Origin of the sequence: Planomonospora parontospora, from assembly GCA_014647935.1 — a bacterium.
GTDB classification, from domain to species: Bacteria; Actinomycetota; Actinomycetes; order Streptosporangiales; family Streptosporangiaceae; genus Planomonospora; species Planomonospora parontospora.
This window is the reverse complement of sequence record BMQD01000001.1, coordinates 165,999-183,157: the sequence shown is the minus strand read 5'-3', so window position 1 is coordinate 183,157 and position 17,159 is coordinate 165,999. Positions and strand designations below refer to the sequence as shown.

Annotated in this window: 12 protein-coding genes; 7 read left to right on the top strand and 5 right to left on the bottom strand. The window is 73.8% G+C overall.

All coding sequences use genetic code 11. The features are described from left to right. Nucleotides 1-284: 284 nt before the first annotated feature. Nucleotides 285-2,684 carry a helicase-associated domain-containing protein gene (locus tag IEZ07_RS00810; protein WP_191893021.1) on the top strand — a complete coding sequence of 800 codons (2,400 nt, stop codon included), beginning with the start codon at nucleotides 285-287 and terminating at the stop codon, nucleotides 2,682-2,684. Nucleotides 2,685-2,821: 137 nt separating this feature from the next. Here the strand turns inward: IEZ07_RS00810 and IEZ07_RS00805 are convergent, their stop codons facing one another. Beyond that, nucleotides 2,822-3,850 (bottom strand): ABC transporter substrate-binding protein, encoded by a 1,029-nt coding sequence (locus tag IEZ07_RS00805; protein ID WP_191893020.1) that lies wholly within the window; start codon nucleotides 3,848-3,850, stop codon nucleotides 2,822-2,824. Nucleotides 3,851-3,934: 84 nt separating this feature from the next. Here IEZ07_RS00805 and IEZ07_RS00800 point away from each other — a divergent pair, with 84 nt between their 5' ends. From IEZ07_RS00800 to IEZ07_RS00790, 3 genes are read left to right on the top strand one after another with little or no spacing between them, the layout of a single operon-like run. Further along, the gene (locus IEZ07_RS00800; RefSeq protein ID WP_191893019.1) at nucleotides 3,935-4,990 is read left to right on the top strand and encodes a FecCD family ABC transporter permease; all 1,056 of its coding nucleotides are present in this window, start codon (nucleotides 3,935-3,937) and stop codon (nucleotides 4,988-4,990) included. Nucleotides 4,991-5,025: 35 nt separating this feature from the next. Further along, nucleotides 5,026-6,036, top strand: a complete 1,011-nt coding sequence (locus IEZ07_RS00795; protein ID WP_191893018.1) for a FecCD family ABC transporter permease — start codon at nucleotides 5,026-5,028, stop codon at nucleotides 6,034-6,036. Next, nucleotides 6,033-6,833, top strand: coding sequence for an ABC transporter ATP-binding protein (locus tag IEZ07_RS00790; RefSeq protein WP_191893017.1), 801 nt, complete (start codon nucleotides 6,033-6,035; stop codon nucleotides 6,831-6,833). The genes IEZ07_RS00795 and IEZ07_RS00790 overlap by 4 nt, the downstream gene beginning before the upstream one ends. A gap of 80 nt (nucleotides 6,834-6,913) precedes the next feature. On the opposite strand, the gene IEZ07_RS00785 is transcribed toward IEZ07_RS00790, so the two are convergent. Together IEZ07_RS00785 and IEZ07_RS00780 are read right to left on the bottom strand one after the other, a co-directional pair. Continuing rightward, nucleotides 6,914-7,348 carry a hypothetical protein gene (locus IEZ07_RS00785; RefSeq protein ID WP_191893016.1) on the bottom strand — a complete coding sequence of 145 codons (435 nt, stop codon included), beginning with the start codon at nucleotides 7,346-7,348 and terminating at the stop codon, nucleotides 6,914-6,916. 216 nt (nucleotides 7,349-7,564) lie between these two features. Next, the gene (locus tag IEZ07_RS00780; RefSeq protein WP_191893015.1) at nucleotides 7,565-10,087 is read right to left on the bottom strand and encodes a penicillin acylase family protein; all 2,523 of its coding nucleotides are present in this window, start codon (nucleotides 10,085-10,087) and stop codon (nucleotides 7,565-7,567) included. Nucleotides 10,088-10,313: 226 nt separating this feature from the next. Here IEZ07_RS00780 and IEZ07_RS00775 point away from each other — a divergent pair, with 226 nt between their 5' ends. Further along, the gene (locus tag IEZ07_RS00775; RefSeq protein ID WP_191893014.1) at nucleotides 10,314-11,669 is read left to right on the top strand and encodes a pentapeptide repeat-containing protein; all 1,356 of its coding nucleotides are present in this window, start codon (nucleotides 10,314-10,316) and stop codon (nucleotides 11,667-11,669) included. An 89-nt stretch (nucleotides 11,670-11,758) separates the two neighbouring features. On the opposite strand, the gene IEZ07_RS00770 is transcribed toward IEZ07_RS00775, so the two are convergent. Next, complete coding sequence (locus IEZ07_RS00770; RefSeq protein WP_191893013.1) at nucleotides 11,759-13,429, bottom strand: DUF885 domain-containing protein; 1,671 nt, start codon at nucleotides 13,427-13,429, stop codon at nucleotides 11,759-11,761. A gap of 129 nt (nucleotides 13,430-13,558) precedes the next feature. Between IEZ07_RS00770 and IEZ07_RS00765 the strand changes: the two genes are divergently transcribed. Beyond that, the gene (locus IEZ07_RS00765; RefSeq protein ID WP_068896762.1) at nucleotides 13,559-13,879 is read left to right on the top strand and encodes a GroES family chaperonin; all 321 of its coding nucleotides are present in this window, start codon (nucleotides 13,559-13,561) and stop codon (nucleotides 13,877-13,879) included. 69 nt (nucleotides 13,880-13,948) lie between these two features. Here IEZ07_RS00765 and IEZ07_RS00760 read toward each other — a convergent pair whose 3' ends face one another. Continuing rightward, nucleotides 13,949-15,253 (bottom strand): ABC transporter substrate-binding protein, encoded by a 1,305-nt coding sequence (locus IEZ07_RS00760; protein WP_191893012.1) that lies wholly within the window; start codon nucleotides 15,251-15,253, stop codon nucleotides 13,949-13,951. 237 nt (nucleotides 15,254-15,490) lie between these two features. Between IEZ07_RS00760 and IEZ07_RS00755 the strand changes: the two genes are divergently transcribed. Then, a complete protein-coding gene (locus IEZ07_RS00755) occupies nucleotides 15,491-17,143 on the top strand; it encodes a methyl-accepting chemotaxis protein (RefSeq protein WP_191893011.1) in 1,653 nt (550 codons plus the stop codon). Nucleotides 17,144-17,159 lie beyond the last annotated feature (16 nt).

The following is a 17,159-nucleotide window of genomic DNA, read 5'->3' as shown; positions in this document are numbered from 1 at the left end:
GCCCTCCCCGGAAAAGGCGCCGCCTCTTCCCCTCACCTGGCGCCCGGCGGTCCCGGGCCCGGCGCTTCCCCCGCCGCCGGACCCGGGACCGGCCACTCCCCCGCCGTGCGCCGCACCGCGCTCGTTCGGCCAAGCTTGTCGCGTTCTGCGTGGTGCAGCCCCTATGGGAATGCCCTCTGCATTACCGTTGGTGACTCCTGCACTCCCTGAAGGGAGCGGCTTCCCGCTCTCCCCGACGGCTCCCGGAGAGTCCCCCACGCACGATTCCATAAGAGAGCTGCGAGATGGACGATCACCTGCTCGGCTGGTTGAAGACCCTCGACGAGGAGCGGCTCGCCCGGATCCTGGCCAACCGGCCGGACGCCATCGCTCCCCCGTGGCCGCGCCGCCTGGGCACGCTGGCCCAGCGGCTGGGCAACGGCTTCGCCGTGATGGAGGCGCTGCGCGCGCTGCCGCTGCCCGCGCTGGAGGTCGTGGAGGCCGCGCTGGCCCTCGGCGACCAGGTCGGCTCCGCCGAGCTGGCCCGCTTCCTGCGGGTGCCCGAGGAGGCACCGGCCCCCTGGCTCGCCCTGCTGTCCGACCACGCCCTGGCCTGGCAGGACGACGAGGGCCGCATCCGGATCGCCGGCGCGCTCGCCCGCTGGTGGACGTCTCCCTGCGGGCTCGGCGAACCGCTCGCCCGCTACCTCGACTCCTGGACGGTCAGCGCGGACGCCCTGCGTTCGCTCGCGCGCTCGCTCGGCCTGCCCGCCGGTTCCAAGCGGCGCACGGCCGCCGCGATCGCCGAGGTGCTGTCCGACGCCGGCCGGGTCACCGCCCTCCTGACCCGCGCCCCGGAGGGCACCGCCCGGTTGCTGGAGGGCTTCGCCTGGGACGGGCCGGTCAGCGACGTGGACGGCGGCCGGTTCGTCGTGCCCGGCTCCCCGGAGAAGTGGGCCGCCGACCACGGCCTGCTCTTCCGGCCCAGCTGGAACGTGGCCGAGATGCCCCGGGAGGTGGCGCTCGCGCTGCGCGGTCCCGACTACCGGCCGCCCTTCACGCCCGATCCCCCCGACCTCGCCACGCTGCCGGTCGACCCGGAGACCGTCGACCACCTGATGACCCTGGCCGCCCCGCACGTGGTCGAGCGCTGCGCCGCCATGCTGGAGAACACCGCCAAGACGCCGCTGCCGCTGCTCAAGGCCGGCGGGGTCGGCGTGCGGGAGGTCCGCCGGGTCGCCAGGGAGACCGGCTGCGACGAGGACGAGACCCGGCTGCTGCTGGAGGTGTGCGCGGTGGCCCGCCTGCTGGCCTGGGACGAGCCGGCCGGCGGGCTGGTGCCCACCGACCGGTTCGACCGCTGGCGGCTGGACGACGCGCCGGCCCGGCTCCGGGTGCTGCTGGCGGCGTGGTGGCGGATGGAGCGCTCGTCGCTGCGCCGGACGCGCGGCAAGTACGGCACGGTGCTCGGCGACGACCCCGCCGGGGCCGCGGTGGCCCGGATCCGCCGGGCGGTGCTCGGCGTGCTGGCCCGCCTCCCGGCGAGTACGGCCTGCACCGACACCGGCGGCCTGGTCCGCCTCGTCCACTGGCACGCCCCGCTCCTGGACCCGGCGCTGCTGGCCGAGTGCACTCCGGGGGTGCTGGAGGAGGCCCGGCTGCTCGGGCTCGTCGTGCACGGCGCCGTCACCGATCTGGGCCGCGCGCTGGCCGCCCTGGACGCCGGCGCCGGGGACGAGGGCGACGACTCCTGCCCGGCCGTCGAGCACGATCCGGGGCTGGTGGAGTGCTCCACCCGCGCCATGGCCAGCGTCCGGCGCAGCGCCCTGTTCGGCGCGGACCTGACGGCGGTGGTGACCGGCCCGCCCTCGACGGAGCTGGCGGCGCTGCTGGACCGCGCCGCCGAGCGCGAGTCGCGCGGCACGGCCTCGGTCTGGCGGTTCACCCCGGCGAGCGTGCGCGGCGCGCTCGACGCCGGCCACACCGCCGACGGGCTGCTGGCCGACCTCGCCGAGGCGGGGACGGTTCCGCAGCCCCTGGAGTACCTCGTGCGCGACGTGGCCAGGCGGCACGGGGAGGTCACCGTGACCGCGGTCGCCTGCATCGTGCAGGCCTCCGACCCGGCACTGCTGGCCGAGATCGCCGCCCACCGGCGGCTGTCCCGGCTTGGTCTGCGCCTGCTCGCGCCCACCGTGCTGGCCAGCTCGGTGCCGGCCGAGCGGACCCTGGCCGCGCTGCGCGAGAACGGCTACGCCCCGGTGCCGGTCGACGACACCGGGGAGATCACCGTGCGCCGGACCCGGATCGAGGAGCCGCAGGACGGCGGCCGGCTGATCCTGCTGCCCGGCGGGCAGGTGGCCGAGCTGGACCAGCCGGTCCATTCGCTGGCGGAGCCCGCGCCCGATCCCCGCGAGCACGCCCGGCGGCTGCTCGCCACCGGCTGCGAGGGCGGGCAGGCGCCGGGTCGCACCTGGGCGGTCATCGGCCGCATGGCCTCCCGGCTGCCGACCGCCCAGCAGTCCCTGCTCGGCTTCGTGGTGGACCGGGGCGTACGGGCGGCGATCACGCTGGCCGACGGCCTGACCGCCACCATCAGCCACGGTGAGCTGCGCAGCGGCGTGCTCGACGCGTGGTGCGAGGAGGCCGGGGACTACCTGGAGTTCCCGCTGTCGGACATCGTCGAGGTCCGGGGCGCCTACGCGTAACGGAGCCCCGGGATCCACGCGGATCCCGGGGCTCCGCCGGTCGGGACCTCCCGCCCGATCGGCCCACCGGGGCGGCTCCGCCGGTCAGGACCTCCGCGCCCGGCCGGATGGCCGGGGCCGCTCCGCCCCGGCCGGTGTCACAGCTTCTTCGCCTTGGCGAGGTTCGCGGCGAGCTCCTCCAGCACCGACGCGTAGCCCTGGTAGCTGTAGCGCTCCTCGGCGTGCCAGGGGTAGACCTGGCCGGCCTTGACCGCGGGGAGCTTCGCGAAGGTCGGCTTCTTCATCATCTCCTCGACCTTCATCGACTGGGTGCGGGCGTCGACGAGGATCACGTCCGCCTCGTAGGTGTCGGCGTTCTCCCAGCTCAGCGTCTGCCAGAAGCCCGTCTCGTCGACCTTCTCCGGCACGACGACGTCCAGGCCCAGCTCCTTGAAGTGGCGCACGTCCACGTGGTCCTTCGGGTCGGCGACCCACAGCGAGTCGGGGCCGCCCGCCATGACCATGATCTTCAGCTTCTTCGCCTCGGGCGTGGGCAGCGCCTTGCCCGCCGCCTCGAACTTCGCCTTGGCCGCCGTCACGTCGGGGGCGTTCAGGTCGGCGCCGAGCGCGGCGGCGATCTCGCCGTACCGGCCGATCACCTCGGGCAGGGTCTTGCCGACCAGCCGCACGCCGAGCGTGGGGGCGACCTGCTCGATGGTGGCGGCGGACTTCTCCGGGACGTACCAGAGCGTGTCCTTGTCGGCGGTGTACATGCCGCTGACGAGCAGTTCGGGCTGGAGCGAGATGTACTTCTCGACGTTGAACTCGTCCCAGACGTTGCCGAGCGACTCGACCTTGGTGATGTCGACCGGGCCGACCTGGGGGTCCTTGCTGCCGTCCTTCAGCCGGTGCGGGCCGAAGACCGCGATGGGCCGGACGCCGAAGTCCCAGAGCGCGGCGGCGGCGCCCACCTGGGCGACGACCCGGGTCGGCCGCTTGGGCAGGTCGATCTTCTTGCCGCGGTCGTCGGTGAAGGTCCACGGACCGGCCTCCGCCGCGGCGGGGGAGGCGGCGCCCGCGGCGGGAGAGGTGGTCTCCGGCTGGCCTCCGCAGGCGGCGAGAGCGAACAGGGCTGCACCGAGGCCGACGGCCAGGACGCCTCGCCGGGACAGGACAGGCAGGGACATTTTTCCCTCTCTAAAGGATAGGCTCACCTTATTACTTCGGGTTTAGATTAGCCTTGCCTAAGCGAGGATGTGAAAGGGGGCCCGGTGAGCACGGCCGATGTGGTCACGGTCGCCTCGGGCGACGCACGGGCCGGGCAGGCGCGGCGTGCCGCCCTGCTGGCCGCGGGGCTGCTGGCCGGGGTCGGAGCGCTGGTGCTGCTGGCGGCGGTCAGCATCGCGGTGGGGTCCCGCTCCGTCCCGCTCTCCACGGTCGTCGACGCGCTGACCGCCCCGGACGGCTCGGCCGACCACACCGTGATCCGGGAGCTGCGCGTGCCGCGCACCTTCCTCGGCCTCGGCGTCGGCGCGGCCCTCGGCCTGGCCGGGGCGCTCATGCAGAGCCTGACCCGCAACCCGCTGGCCGATCCCGGCCTGCTGGGCGTCAACAGCGGCGCCGCGCTCGGCGTCGCCGCCGCCCTCGGCCTGCTGGGGATCTCCGACCCCGCCCTCTACGTCTGGTTCGCCTTCGCCGGGGCGGCCGCGGCCGCCGTGCTGGTCTACGCGCTGGGCTCGGCGGGCCGCGCCGGCTCCACCCCGGTACGGCTGGCGCTGGCCGGCGTGGCCCTGGGCATGGTCTTCGGCGCCGCGTCCTCGGCGATCCTGCGGATCGACAGCGCCACCTTCGACCGGATGCGGTTCTGGCTGACCGGCTCCCTGGCCGGGCCGACCCCCGACGTCGCCGTGCGGCTCGCGCCGTTCCTGGCCGCCGGGCTGGTCCTGGGCCTGGCCCTGGCCGGACCGCTCAACGCCCTGGCGCTCGGCGACGAGGCGGGGCGCGCCCTGGGCGTGGGCGTCGGCCGCACCCGCGCGCTGACCGCCGTCGCCGTCACCCTGCTCTGCGGGTCGGCGACCGCCGCGGCCGGGCCGATCTGGTTCGTCGGGCTGGTCGTGCCGCACGGCGTGCGCCTGCTCACCGGCTCCGACCAGCGCTGGCTGCTGCCGTACACCGTCGTGTTCACCCCGGTGCTCCTGCTCGGCGCCGACGTCCTCGGCCGGGTCGTCGCCTCCCCCGCCGAGATCCAGGTCGGCCTCATGTGGGCCGTCGTCGGGGTGCCGGTGTTCATCCTCCTCGCCCGGCGCCGGAGGCTCGCCGCCCTATGACGACCACCTCGCCCCCTCTCGGAGTCCGTCGCGCCATGACCGTCCTGCGCCTGGCCTCCTGGTCGCTGCGCCTGTCCCCGCGCGGCCTCGCCGTCTGCCTCCTGCTCGTCGCCGCGGGCGTCGCCGTCAGCCTGGTCGCCCTGTCGACCGGCGAGTTCACCGTGCCCGTCCCCGACATCGTGGGCTCGCTCTTCGGCCGGGGCACCCCGGCCGCCGAGCTCATCGTCTGGAAGCTGCGCGCGCCCCGGGTCGTGACCGGCCTGCTGGTCGGCGCGGCCTTCGGGCTGAGCGGGGCGATCTTCCAGAGCATCACCCGCAACCCTCTCGGCAGCCCCGACTTCATCGGGTTCACCGCGGGCGCGGCGACCGGCGGCATCGTCGCGGTCGTCCTGGGCGGCTCCTCCTGGCAGATCGCGGGCGGCTCGCTGCTCGGCTGCGTGGCGTGCGCGCTGCTGGTCTACGCGCTCTCCTTCCGCAACGGCGTGCAGGCCCACCGGCTGATCCTCGTCGGCATCGGGGTCAGCGCGCTGCTCACCTCCGCCGACTGGTACCTGCTGACCCGGGCCAACATCAACGACGCCGCCACCGCGGGGGCCTGGCTCACCGGCAGCCTGGGCGGGCGCGGCTGGGAGCACGCGCTCCCCGTCGCCTGCGCCCTGGCGCTGCTGCTCCCGGTCTGCGCTCTGGTCTCCCGCCCGCTGCGGATGATGGAGATGGGCGACGACTCGGCCAAGGCCGTCGGCATCCGCGTCGAGCCGGTGCGCGCGGCCGCGGTCACCGTGGGCGTGCTGCTGTGCGGGGTCGCCACCGCCGCCACCGGCCCGGTGGTCTTCGTCGCGATGGCGGCCCCGCAGCTCGCGCGGCGGCTCACCCGCTCCCCCGGCGTCACCATGCTCGCCTCCGCGCTGATGGGCGCGGTCCTGCTGGTGACGGCCGACCTGGCCGCGCAGCGCCTGCTGGCCCCGGTCCAGCTGCCCGTGGGGATCATGACCGCCGCGATCGGCGGCACGTACCTGGTGTACATGCTCCGGAAGGAACGACGTTGAGACTGCAGGGCACCGGACTGACGCTCTCCTACGACGACCGCGTGGTCGCCTCCGGCCTGGACGTGGCGATCCCGGACGGCTCCTTCACCGTGATCATCGGGCCGAACGCGTGCGGCAAGTCCACGACGCTGCGGGCGCTGGCCCGCATGCTCAAGCCCCGGGCCGGGACGGTCCACCTCGACGGCTCCCTGATCACCTCGCTGCCGTCCAAGGAGGTCGCCCGCCGGCTCGGCCTGCTGCCGCAGAGCTCGATCGTGCCCGACGGCATCACCGTCGCCGACCTGGTCGGCCGGGGCCGCTACCCGCACCAGCGGCTGATGCGGCAGTGGTCGAAGCAGGACGAGACCGCGGTCGGCTCGGCCATGGAGGCGACCGGCGTGGCCGACCTGGCCGACCGGTGCGTGGACGAGCTCTCCGGCGGCCAGCGCCAGCGCGTCTGGCTGGCCATGGCGCTGGCCCAGGAGACGTCGATCCTGCTGCTCGACGAGCCGACGACCTTCCTCGACATCGCCCACCAGATCGAGGTCCTCGACCTCTGCGCCGACCTGCACGAGCAGGGCCGCACCCTGGTCGCGGTGCTGCACGACCTGAACCAGGCCTGCCGCTACGCCACCCACCTGATCGTGATGCGCGAGGGCCGGATCGTGGCCGAGGGCGACCCCGCCGAGATCGTCACCGCCGAGCTGGTCCGCGACGTCTACGACCTGCGCTGCGAGATCATCACCGACCCGCAGAGCGGCACCCCGCTGATCGTCCCGGAGGTCCGCCGCCGCGCCCGCGCCACGGCCTCGGGCTGAGCGCGGACCCGGACGCGCGGTCCGCCACCGGGACACGCGGTCACCGGCGGGGACACGCGACCACCGGCCGGGATCCTCGGTCACCGGCCGGACGGCACCGGTCCCGGCACCGGACCCGGCGGCGGGCCGTACGGCCCCTGGTCCGTGGGCATCGGCGCGCCGGGGCCCGGGACGGCGGCGGTACCCGGGCCGGGGGCCCGGCGGGCTCCCGCCGCGACGGCGGCCGCCGCCGCCTGCATTCCGATGCCGATCAGGCCGAACACCACCGCGTACTGGAAATCCTCGTTGTCCACCTCCCCGATCAGCCGGATGTCGAGGGGCTTGACGCTCTCGCACCTCTGCTCCCCGGGATCGGAGGCGCCCTTCGGCTTGCAGTCCCAGATGAGAGCGGACGAGCTCTCCAGCGCGACGTTGTCGGAGTCGCCGAAGTCCCCCGCCCGCAGCACGGCGAGACCGAGAAAGACGAATCCCAGCAGGATGAAGGAGACCTGGAGGAAACGGCTCAGTGGATTCATGAGCGGAGAGCATAGGGCCCGGGCAGGACGCTGCCGACACGGGCACACCGCCGACTCCCCGGCCGGGGACGGCCGGTGGGCGGGCGACGCGCCCTCCGCGCCGGTCCGCGTCCGCCGGACGCGGACCGGCGCGGGGCCCACTCAGAGATCACGCAGGGTTCACGTGGACCCACACGGTGGTCAGGGGCTACGCGGGGCCCGCCCCGATGAAGGGGGTCACGGGATGAGCGTGAGGGTGTTCTCGGTGGCCTGCCGTACGGCGGGCTCGGTGAAGCGCATCGGGGTGAACCTCCCGTCGGCCCAGAGCTCGGCCTGGTCGTCGTAGTTGGCGTGGAAGGCGTGGCCGGACGCGCCGGTCAGGTTGATCCACTCCGAGCGGTCCAGGTCGGCCAGGTCGGCCACCATGCGCATCGACGGCACCCAGTCGACCTGGTATCCGGCGGTGGCGTCCCAGCCGGTGGCGTTCACGGTGTCCTTGCCGCCGGCCGTGCGGAGCGGTCCCCGGTTGAACAGCCACTCGACCGGCGCGATCCCGCTGGTGCCGAAGGTCTCGTGGGTCAGGTCCAGGGTGTGCAGGTCGCCCCAGGCCCACTCGGCCGGGTCGCCGCCCAGCCGTTCGCGCAGCTCGGCGTCGGCGTCGGCCATGGCCGCCTTGAGCATGTCGTCGCGGCGCTCGGCCGCACCCTTGGTGCGCACGTCGTCCCAGAAGGGGTCTTCGGGCCTGTCCAGGAGGGCGCGGACCACCTCGTACCACCGGTCGCCGCCGCCGGGCCGGGTGGGGCCGGTCAGCTCGTCCTCGAAAGTGCGGGCGAGCAGGTGCCTCCAGACGGCGTTGAAGTAGGCGGCCCCGGCCGAGTCGCGGCCCTGGCCGAAGTCCCAGCCCTCGAGCGTGTCGTTGGGGGCACCGACCCGGAGCAGGTGCGGGACGAGGACCGGGGCGAGGTTGTTGCGGTCGTCCATCAGCAGGGCGCGCATCGTCTCGGCGGTGACCTCGCCCTTGGCGGTCTCCTCCTCGATCCGCTCCACGATCCGCTGGGAGCGGTAGCCGTGCGACCAGTCGGAGGTCAGGAACAGCTCCTCGCTCGGGCGCACGACCGCGTTGTTGGCGGTGACGATGTAGCCCTCGGGCGGGTTGTAGACGGACGGCAGCTTCTCGAACGGGATGAAGCCGGTCCACTCGTGCTCCCCGGTCCAGCCGGGCACGGGCATGGTGCCGTCGCCCTTCGAGCGGACCGGGATCTTTCCGGGTGCCTGGTAGCCGATGTTCCCGGCGGTGTCGGCGTAGATCAGGTTCTGCGCGGGAGCCTCGAAGGAGGCCGCGCCCTTGCGGAACTGCTCGAAGTCCTCGGCGCGGTTCATCAGCAGGATGGCGTCGGCGGTCCGGCCGGGGTCGAGCGCGGTCCAGCGCAGCGCCACCTCCAGGCCCTCGGCCTGCTCGCCCAGGCGGGCCGCGGCCCCGGGCACGGCCTCGCGGGCGTCGCCGAGCACGCCGGAGACGATCGGGCCGTGCCCGGTCGTGCGGACCTTCAGCTCGACCGGCTCACCTCCGGCGACCTCGATCCGTTCGGTGCGCACCCGCATCGGCTCCCAGGTCTTCCCGGCGAGGACGGTGTCGCCCCGGGTGCGCTCCAGGTACAGGTCGGTGACGTCGGGGCCGAGGTTGGTGAAGCCCCAGGCGACCTTGTCGTTGTGGCCGATGACGACGCCGGGCAGGCCCGCGAAGGTGTATCCGGCCACGTCGTAGGGGCAGGCCGCGCTCTTGGTACGGCAGTGCAGCCCGGCCTGGTACCAGATCGACGGCATCCGGGGGCCGAGGTGCGGGTCGTTGGCGAGCAGCGGCTTGCCGGTGGCGGTGTGCGCCCCGCCCACCACCCAGGAGTTGGAGCCGATCCCGGCGGGGTCGCCGCCGGCGGTCCCGAAGAGGGAGGGCGCGGCGTCCACCAGCGCCGCGACCCGGTCCAGCGCCCCGGCGGCGGCGACCGCCTCGACCGGCCGACCGCCCTTGGACTCCTCGGCGGGCGCGGCGGTCACGATCGTCCGGTGCCGGTCGAAGGGGTAGCCGGGGTGCAGCTGTGCGGCCCGCTCGGCGGGGAGCCGGGCGGCGACCAGCGCCCGGTCCAGCTCGGACTCCATGTTGGAGCGCAGGTCCCAGGCCATGGCCTTGAGCCAGGCCAGGGAGTCGGCCGGGGTCCAGGGCTCGGGCTCGTAGCCGCCGTTGGTGAGCTTGAGCACGCCGTACTCGAGGCTCCTGGCGGCGAAGCCGTCGTGCCGGGTCATCCAGGCGTTCACCCCCGCCGCGTAGTCCGCCAGGGCCTGGCGGGTCTCCGGGAGCAGCAGGGGGAGCTCCGCCTCGGCGGTGCGCCGCCAGCCGAGGGTGCGGACCACCTTGTCGATCTCCAGGGTCGAGGCGCCGAACACCTCCGACAGGCGGCCCGCGGTCGTCTTGCGGCGGAAGTCCATCTCCCAGAACCGGTCCTGGGCGTGCACGTAGCCCTGCGCCTTCAGCAGGTCGGCGGCGGTGTCGGCGTAGATGTGCGGGATGCCGTACCCGTCGCGGTGCACGGTCACCGGGGCGGCCAGGCCGGGGAGCCGGAGCTCGCCGGACAGCTGCGGGAAGGACCTGCGGACCGTCCAGGTCGCCGCCCCGGCGAGGACGACCGCCAGGGCGACGAGCACGGACAGGACCCGGGCCGCCCAGCGGAACGGGCGGGACAGACGGGCGAACGGAGCGATCCGCACGGAAAACGACCTTTCATCGCACAAGTGACGCGTCACCGATTGTGCGAGGCCCTCATGTGACTTCGGTTACCTGCAGGTAGCTTTTCGGACTCGGCCCGCACCCGTCGGCCGCACCGCCCCCGTTCGCGTGACGGCACTCGCCCGCAGGCGGGAAAAGGCGTATCACTCGATTATGAGAACTCTGGACGTGGGCTGGGTCACCTGTGCTTTCCCGGACTGTGCAGGAGTGGCGCAGCGGTCCCGCGGACGCTGCCTCGCCCACCTCGACTCCGGTGGACTCGACGAGGTCATCGGCGCCCTGCGCCCGGGTTCGGCGGTGGACCTGCGGGGCACGCTCGTCGAGGACGCGCTGCTGGAGCGGATCCTGGCGGCCACCGGCCGCAGGCCCGGCCGGGCCCGCTTCGACCGGGCCGTCTTCTCCGGTCCCGCCCTCTTCAACGGCGTCGTCTTCCTCGCGGACGCCACCTTCGACCGCTCCGTCTTCCACCACCTGGCCTCGTTTCTCGGCACGCGCTTCGACGGCAACGCCTCCTTCCGCGAGGCCCGGTTCGCCCGGGAGCTCTCCCTGCACCAGGTCGCCGTGGGCGGGCACGCCGCCTTCGACCGGATGACCGTCGGCAGCGACGCCCTGTTCAGCTCCGCCGCCTTCGACCGGACCGCGTCCTTCGAAAGCGCCGACCTGCAGGGGTTCACCACCTTCGACGACGCCCGCTTCGGCCGGGACGCCGCCTTCCGCGGCTGCCGGTTCGGCCGGGCCGCCTCCTTCCGCAGGACGGGTTTCGCCGGGCGGGCCGGGTTCGAGGCGGCGCGGTTCGCCGCCGCGGCCTACCTGGCGCCGGCCGCGGCGCGGCGGCACCTCGCCCTCACCGACGCCCAGGTGGGCGCCCGCCTCGTGCTGTCGGCCGAGGGCTGCCCGGTGGACCTGCGCCGGCTCTCGGTGGCCGGTCCGCTGACCGTCCGCCTGAGGAACGCCCAGGCCGCCCTGGACGGGGCGTCGCTGCGCGGCCCGGCCGCTCTCACCGGTCAGGGCTCGTCCCGGGTGACCTCCCTGTCCGGCGTCGACGCCGCGTCGCTGCACCTGAGCGGGGTGGACCTCAGCACCTGCCGCCTGGCCGACGTGCGCCGCCCGGAGGGACTGCGCCTGACCGGCTGCACGTTCGCCCGCACCCCGCACGGGGTGCGGTTCGCCTGGCGGTGGCCTCCGCTGCGCTGGTGGTCCCCGCGCCAGGCACTGGCCGACGAGCACGTCTGGCGGGGCTGGGCGCAGGCCGGAGACGGACCGCCGCCGACTCCGCACGGCCTGGCGGTGCTGTACTCCCGCCTGCGCACCGCCGTGGACGACCAGTCGACCGCGGCCGACTTCCACTTCGCCGCCCTGGAGATGCGCCGGATCACCAGCGGCCCCGCCCGGCGCTGGCTGCTCGGCCTGGCCTGGGCCCTCGGCGGGTACGGCCTGCGCATGGGCCGCGCCCTGGTCTGGTCGGCCGTGGTCACGGCTCTGGTCGCGGCGGGCCTGCTGGCCAGCTCGGCCTCCCACGCCGCCCACCGCGCCCCGGTCCCCGCCGTCCGCCCGTCCCGGTAGAACTGAACTACCCGGGCCTCACCCGGCCCCGGGCGCGGATCCGGACCCGGGACCCGCCGGACGTCCGGCGCCCGCGCCGTCCGCGCGGCTCACGCCGTACCGCCGGCCCCGGCCCGCCCTTCCAGCGCCACCCGGCGGGCCAGGCCCAGGGGGAGGCTGCCGGAACCGGCCAGGGTGTCGTGGAAGGAGCGCAGGTCACCGCGCCCGGCGGCCAGGTAGTCGGCGCGGATCCGGTCGATCTCCAGCGCCCCGGTCAGGTAGGACGGCGCCTGCGTGGGCCACGCGCAGTAGCGGTCGACCTCGCCCTTGGCGGTGCCCGGGGTGAGCGAGGACTTCGTCGTCATGAAGAGCTCGGCCTCCTCGATGCTCATGTCGCCGCAGTGCAACGAGGTGTCGACGATGATGCGGGCCGCCCGGAAGAGCCGGAACTCCAGGTGGGCGAGCTCCTGGGCGGGCTCGGCGAAGTAGCCCTGCTCGCGCATGGCCTTCTCCACGTACAGGGCCCAGCCCTCGGCGAAGTACGGCGTACCGAAGAGCTTGCGGGCCCGGCGCGGGTTGCCAGCCGCCCACGACAGGTGCCAGTGGTGGCCGGGGTAGGCCTCGTGCACCGCGATGGAGGGCATCTGCGCGCGGGCGTTGGTGCGCAGCCGCTGGCGGACCTGCTCCGCGGTGAAGGAGTCCGGCGTGAACGGTACGAAGAAGTGCCCGGTCCGGGAGGCCGACAGCGGCGGCGGCGACAGGTAGGAGGCGACGGACAGCACGGGCCGCTGGAACTCCGGCGACGGCACCACCCGGCACTCCTCGCCCTCGGCGAAGGTCACCAGGCCGCGCTCGCGCACGAACCGGCGGGCCCGCTCGGTCTCGGCCTCGTACTCGGCGCGCATGTCCTCCAGCGTCGGCGCGTGGTCGTCCTGGAGGGCGGCGATCGCCGCGTGCCAGTCGCCGGACCCGCCCGGCAGCCTGGCGGCGACCTCGCGCATCTCCGCGTCGAGCTCGTCGTAGGCGGCCCTGCCGCGCTCGCGCAGCCCGGCCGCGCCGTAGTCGAGCATCTCCCGCTCGCGCAGCAGCCTGGAGTACAGCTCCTCGCCCATCCGCCAGTCGCCCTCCGCCGCGAAGCCGCCGAGGAACTCCACCAGCGCGTCGAAGGCCGCCGCCGCGGGCTCGGCCGCCTCCGCCAGCCGGGCGCGCAGCCGCTCGTCGCCGACCAGGCCGGGCACGGTCACGGTGAGGAAGTGCCGGCCGGTCCGCGCCTGGCCGAGCCCCCGCTCGACCAGCAGCGGCGCCGCCAGCCCCCGGTCCAGGTTCGTACGGCAGGCCGCCAGCACACCCGGCACCTCGGCCAGCCGCGCCACGGCGGCGTCCACCAGCTCGGCCTCGGGGGCCAGCCGGTGCAGGAAGGGGCTGAACATCGAGGCGAAGACCGGCCCGACGTAGAAGGAGGGGTCGCGCCGCCAGGACGGCCAGGCCTCCTGGGCGACCGACCCGCGGAGCGCGGAGACGACCAGCTCCCGGTCGATCCGGTCCTCGAACCCGCCGCCCTCCTCGCCCTGCCCGCCGTCCGCGTCTCCGGCGGCCTCCAGCCGCGCCAGCCGGCGCCGCGCCTCCGCCTCCCGGGCGGTGATGCCGGCCTCGGTGAAGTCGCCGAGGGTGCGGTCGTGGCCCGGCGCACCCGCGAGGGAGGCGCGGACGGGGTTCGCGTCGAGGTACCAGTCGAGGAAGTCGTCGACCAGGCGGGCAGAATCGGGGGAGAGATCCGTCATGCGCGGTGAGCCTACCCGGCGCTCCCGGGCATGCCCTGGCCGCTCCGGTCCGGTCCCGCCGCAGCGGTCCCGCGGGCGGGGCGGCGCCGATCAGCCGGTACGGCTCCGCCCGTCCCATAAACTGCTGCTGTGGCTGACCCGAAGTTCGAGATCCAGATGCTCCACGACCGCGTCATGGTCAAGGTCGAGCAGGAGTCCGAGGAGCGGCGCAGCACCGCGGGCATAGTGATCCCGGCGACCGTGAAGATCGCCAACCGCCTCGTCTGGGGCGAGGTCTGCGGCGTCGGCGCGAACGCCCGCGCGGTGAAGGTCGGGGACAAGGTCCTGTTCAACCCCGAGGACCAGTACGAGGTCGAGGTCCACGGCCAGACCTACCTGGTCATGCGCGAGCGCGACCTGCACGCCATCGCCACCCCGCAGACCGACAACGGCACCGGCCTCTACCTCTGACCCCGGCCGCCCTGAGCCGGTCCCGGTCCGGAGCAGGGCGGCGATGACGCCGCCCCGTCCCGGGAGGGATCAGCCGGCCGTCTCCATCGCACTGACGTACTCCTCGGGTGTGATCTGGGAGAGGAACAGCTTCCTCAGGTTCTCCAGCATCACGGCGCTCACCGAGGCGGGCAGGGCCTGGTCCCATGACTGGGTGAACGCCGGGGCGTTCTCCACGAGGCCGTAGGTGAAGGTGGTGAAGTCGGCGTTCGCCTTGCCGGCGAGCTTCTCGTCCACTCCCTTGACCGCCGGCACCTGGCCGGACTCCACGAGCGCGTCGAGGTAGGCGTCCGACGTCAGCGTCTTCACCAGGAAGCCGACGGCCTCCTCCGTGGCCGGGGTGCCGGAGCGCACCGAGAAGTAGTTGCTGGGGTTGCCCACCACGGCGGCCGGGTCACCGGCCCCGTCGGACACCGCGGGGAACGCCGTCCAGCCGAGATCCCCGCCGGTGACGAAGTCGGGGTTGTTGCTGAGCTGGCTGGAGTACTCCCAGCTGCCCATCAGGAACATCGCGGCCCTGCCCGTGGCGAGCAGTTTCGGAGCACCGGCGCTGTCGTAGTTGACCGAGGCGAAGTCCTCACCGAACGCCCCCCGCTCCGCCAGCTCCCGGCACATCTCCAGCGCCCGGAGCACGGCCGGGTCGGACCAGGCGCCGCGCTCACCGGCGGCGATCGCGGCGAACTTCTCCGGGCCGCCGACCCGCTCGAGCAGGTACTCCAGCCACATCAGCTCCGTCCAGGACTGCGTGCCGGGCAGCGCGAACGGGATGACGCCGCGCGCCTTGAACGCGTCGACGAGCCTGAGCATGTCGTCGTAGGTCCGGGGAGGCTCCAGGCCCGCATCGGCGAAGACCTTCTTGTTGTAGAAGAGCACCACGGGCTGGATTCCGTTCATCGGCAGGCCGTACTGCTTCCCGCCCACCTTGCCCACCTCCAGCACGCTGGGCATGAACGCCTCGGCGACCGCGGGGTTGTCGCGCAGGGCGGCGTCCAGGTCCGCCACGGTGTTCTCCTTGACGAACTGGGCGAGGTTGCCGCCGCCCCAGTTGAAGAAGACGTCGGGGGAGTTCAGGGCGCCGAGCGACGACTTGAGCTTCAGGCCGTACCGGTCGTTGGGGAACGCCGTGAGTGCGGCGTCCGTCCCGGACGCCTTGTTGAACTGGTCGATGCCCAGCTGGATGATGGGGCCGTTCTGCGGGTCCTCCAGTGCCCAGACCTTCATGGCCGCACCGGCGCCGCCTTCCGCGGCGTCCGTGCCGCAGGCGGCGGTCAGGCCGATCAGTGCCGCGCCGAGCAGGCAGGCGGACGCCCTGTGCAGCCGATGGCGTGAACGCATGTAGCACCGTCATTCTCGTTCGGGTCGGTACCGGCCGGCGGTACCGAGGTGTTGTCCGGCGGCCGGCGTGGTCCCTCCCGGCCCACTCCTCGTTCGGCCGCGCGCGGCGCTTCATGAGGGCAATGTGGGATTCCGGTCGCCCGGAATAACCACTCAGTTACAACTGGAGCAGGCCGATGGGTCGCCTGTTCGCCCTTGTCGGTCCACCACCGGAAAACACCGGAGTACGAGGAACCCATGAGTCAGGAAGCCCGGTCCCCCTTCGACCGCGTCCCCGCCCCGCCCCGGGGGAACTTCGCCGTGCGCTGGCTGGCCGATCGGCGGCTGCGGAGCAAGTTCCTCATCATCGTCGGGCTCGGCGCCGCCGTCGCCGGCGGCATCGGCGTCACCTCGCTGATGAGCATGGCCGGGATGCAGGCCAACTCCGACCGGATCTACCAGGAGAACGTGCGCGCCCTGACCGAGCTCCGCGCTCTCGAGCACGCGGCGCTGAGCATGCGCACCAACGTGCTCGACAGCGCGATGTCGACCTCACCGAACATCCGGGAGCAGTTCGTCGCCGGTGTGTCCGCCGAAGACGAGCGGTTCGACCAGGCGATCACCGCCTACACCGCCCGGGAGCGGAGCGGCGGCCGGGACAGGAGCATCGCCATGCTCGAGGAGGGCATCGAGGAGTACCGGGCCGTCCGGGACGCCAAGCTGCTGCCCGCCGCCGAGGCCGGCGACTCCGCCGCCTTCGCCCTCGCCCGCGACAGCGAGGCCAACCCGGCCTTCCTGAAGGTCAGCGTCGCGCTGGAGAACCTGGGTGAGATCGAGAACATCTCCGCCCGGCTCGACAACGAGGCCTCCCGGGCGGCGTACGTCGAGACCCGCCGTAACACGATCATCGTCCTGGTCGGCGGCCTCGCCGCCTCACTGCTCCTCGGCATGGTGATCTCACGCCTGGTCACCCGGTCGATCGACCGGGTCGCCCGGGTCCTCGCGGCGCTGGAGAAGGGGGACCTGACCGTCTCCGCCGATGTCCGCAGCACCGACGAGGTCGGAACCATGGCGCAGGCCCTGGACAAGGCCACCGGGCACCTGCGTGAAACGGTCACCGTGGTCAGCCGTAGCGGCAACGCGCTCGGTGAGGCCGCCGACGAACTGTCGGCCATCAGCGACCAGATCACCGTGGGCGCGCAGGAGACCAGCCGCGGGGCCGAGATCGCGTCCACCACCGCGGGGCAGGTCTCCGCCAACGTCCAGACCGTGGCGGCCAGCAGCGAGGAGATGGACGCCTCCATCGGTGAGATCGCCGAGCGCGCCACCGAGGCCGCCCGGGTCGCGCACGAGGCCACCGCCATCGCCGACGCGGTCAACCGGGCCGTGGCGCAGCTGGGCGTCTCCAGCTCGGAGATCGGGAACGTGATCAACATGATCACCTCGATCGCCGAGCAGACCAATCTGCTGGCCCTCAACGCCACCATCGAGGCCGCCCGTGCCGGCGAGGCCGGCAAGGGCTTCGCGGTCGTCGCCGGCGAGGTCAAGGACCTGGCGCAGGAGACGGCTCGCGCCACCAGCGACATCTCCCGCCGGATCGAGGCCATCCAGACCGACAGCGGGACCGCCACCCAGGCCATCGAGCAGATCGTCGGCGTCATCGAGAAGATCACCGCGTTCTCCACGGCGGTCGCCTCCGCGGTGGAGGAGCAGACCGCGACGACCAACGAGATCAGCCGCAACGTCACCCAGGCCGCCACCGGCTCGTCCCAGATCACCGAGAGCATCAGCGGGGTGGCGCACGCCGCACAGCTCACCGCGGCCGGCGTCGACCAGGCGCAACGGGCCGCCGCCGAGCTCTCCCGCATGTCGGGTGAGCTCCGTCAGGCGGTCTCCGGCTTCACCGTCTGACCCGCCCGGCCGGCGG

Coding starts and splice junctions, on each gene's coding strand:
- IEZ07_RS00760 (WP_191893012.1), bottom strand. CDS start 15,253: ATGCGTTCACGCCATCGGCTGCACAGGGCGTCCGCCTGCCTGCTCGGC.
- IEZ07_RS00795 (WP_191893018.1), top strand. CDS start 5,026: ATGACCGTCCTGCGCCTGGCCTCCTGGTCGCTGCGCCTGTCCCCGCGC.
- IEZ07_RS00785 (WP_191893016.1), bottom strand. CDS start 7,348: ATGAATCCACTGAGCCGTTTCCTCCAGGTCTCCTTCATCCTGCTGGGA.
- IEZ07_RS00770 (WP_191893013.1), bottom strand. CDS start 13,429: ATGACGGATCTCTCCCCCGATTCTGCCCGCCTGGTCGACGACTTCCTC.
- IEZ07_RS00810 (WP_191893021.1), top strand. CDS start 285: ATGGACGATCACCTGCTCGGCTGGTTGAAGACCCTCGACGAGGAGCGG.
- IEZ07_RS00755 (WP_191893011.1), top strand. CDS start 15,491: ATGAGTCAGGAAGCCCGGTCCCCCTTCGACCGCGTCCCCGCCCCGCCC.
- IEZ07_RS00805 (WP_191893020.1), bottom strand. CDS start 3,850: ATGTCCCTGCCTGTCCTGTCCCGGCGAGGCGTCCTGGCCGTCGGCCTC.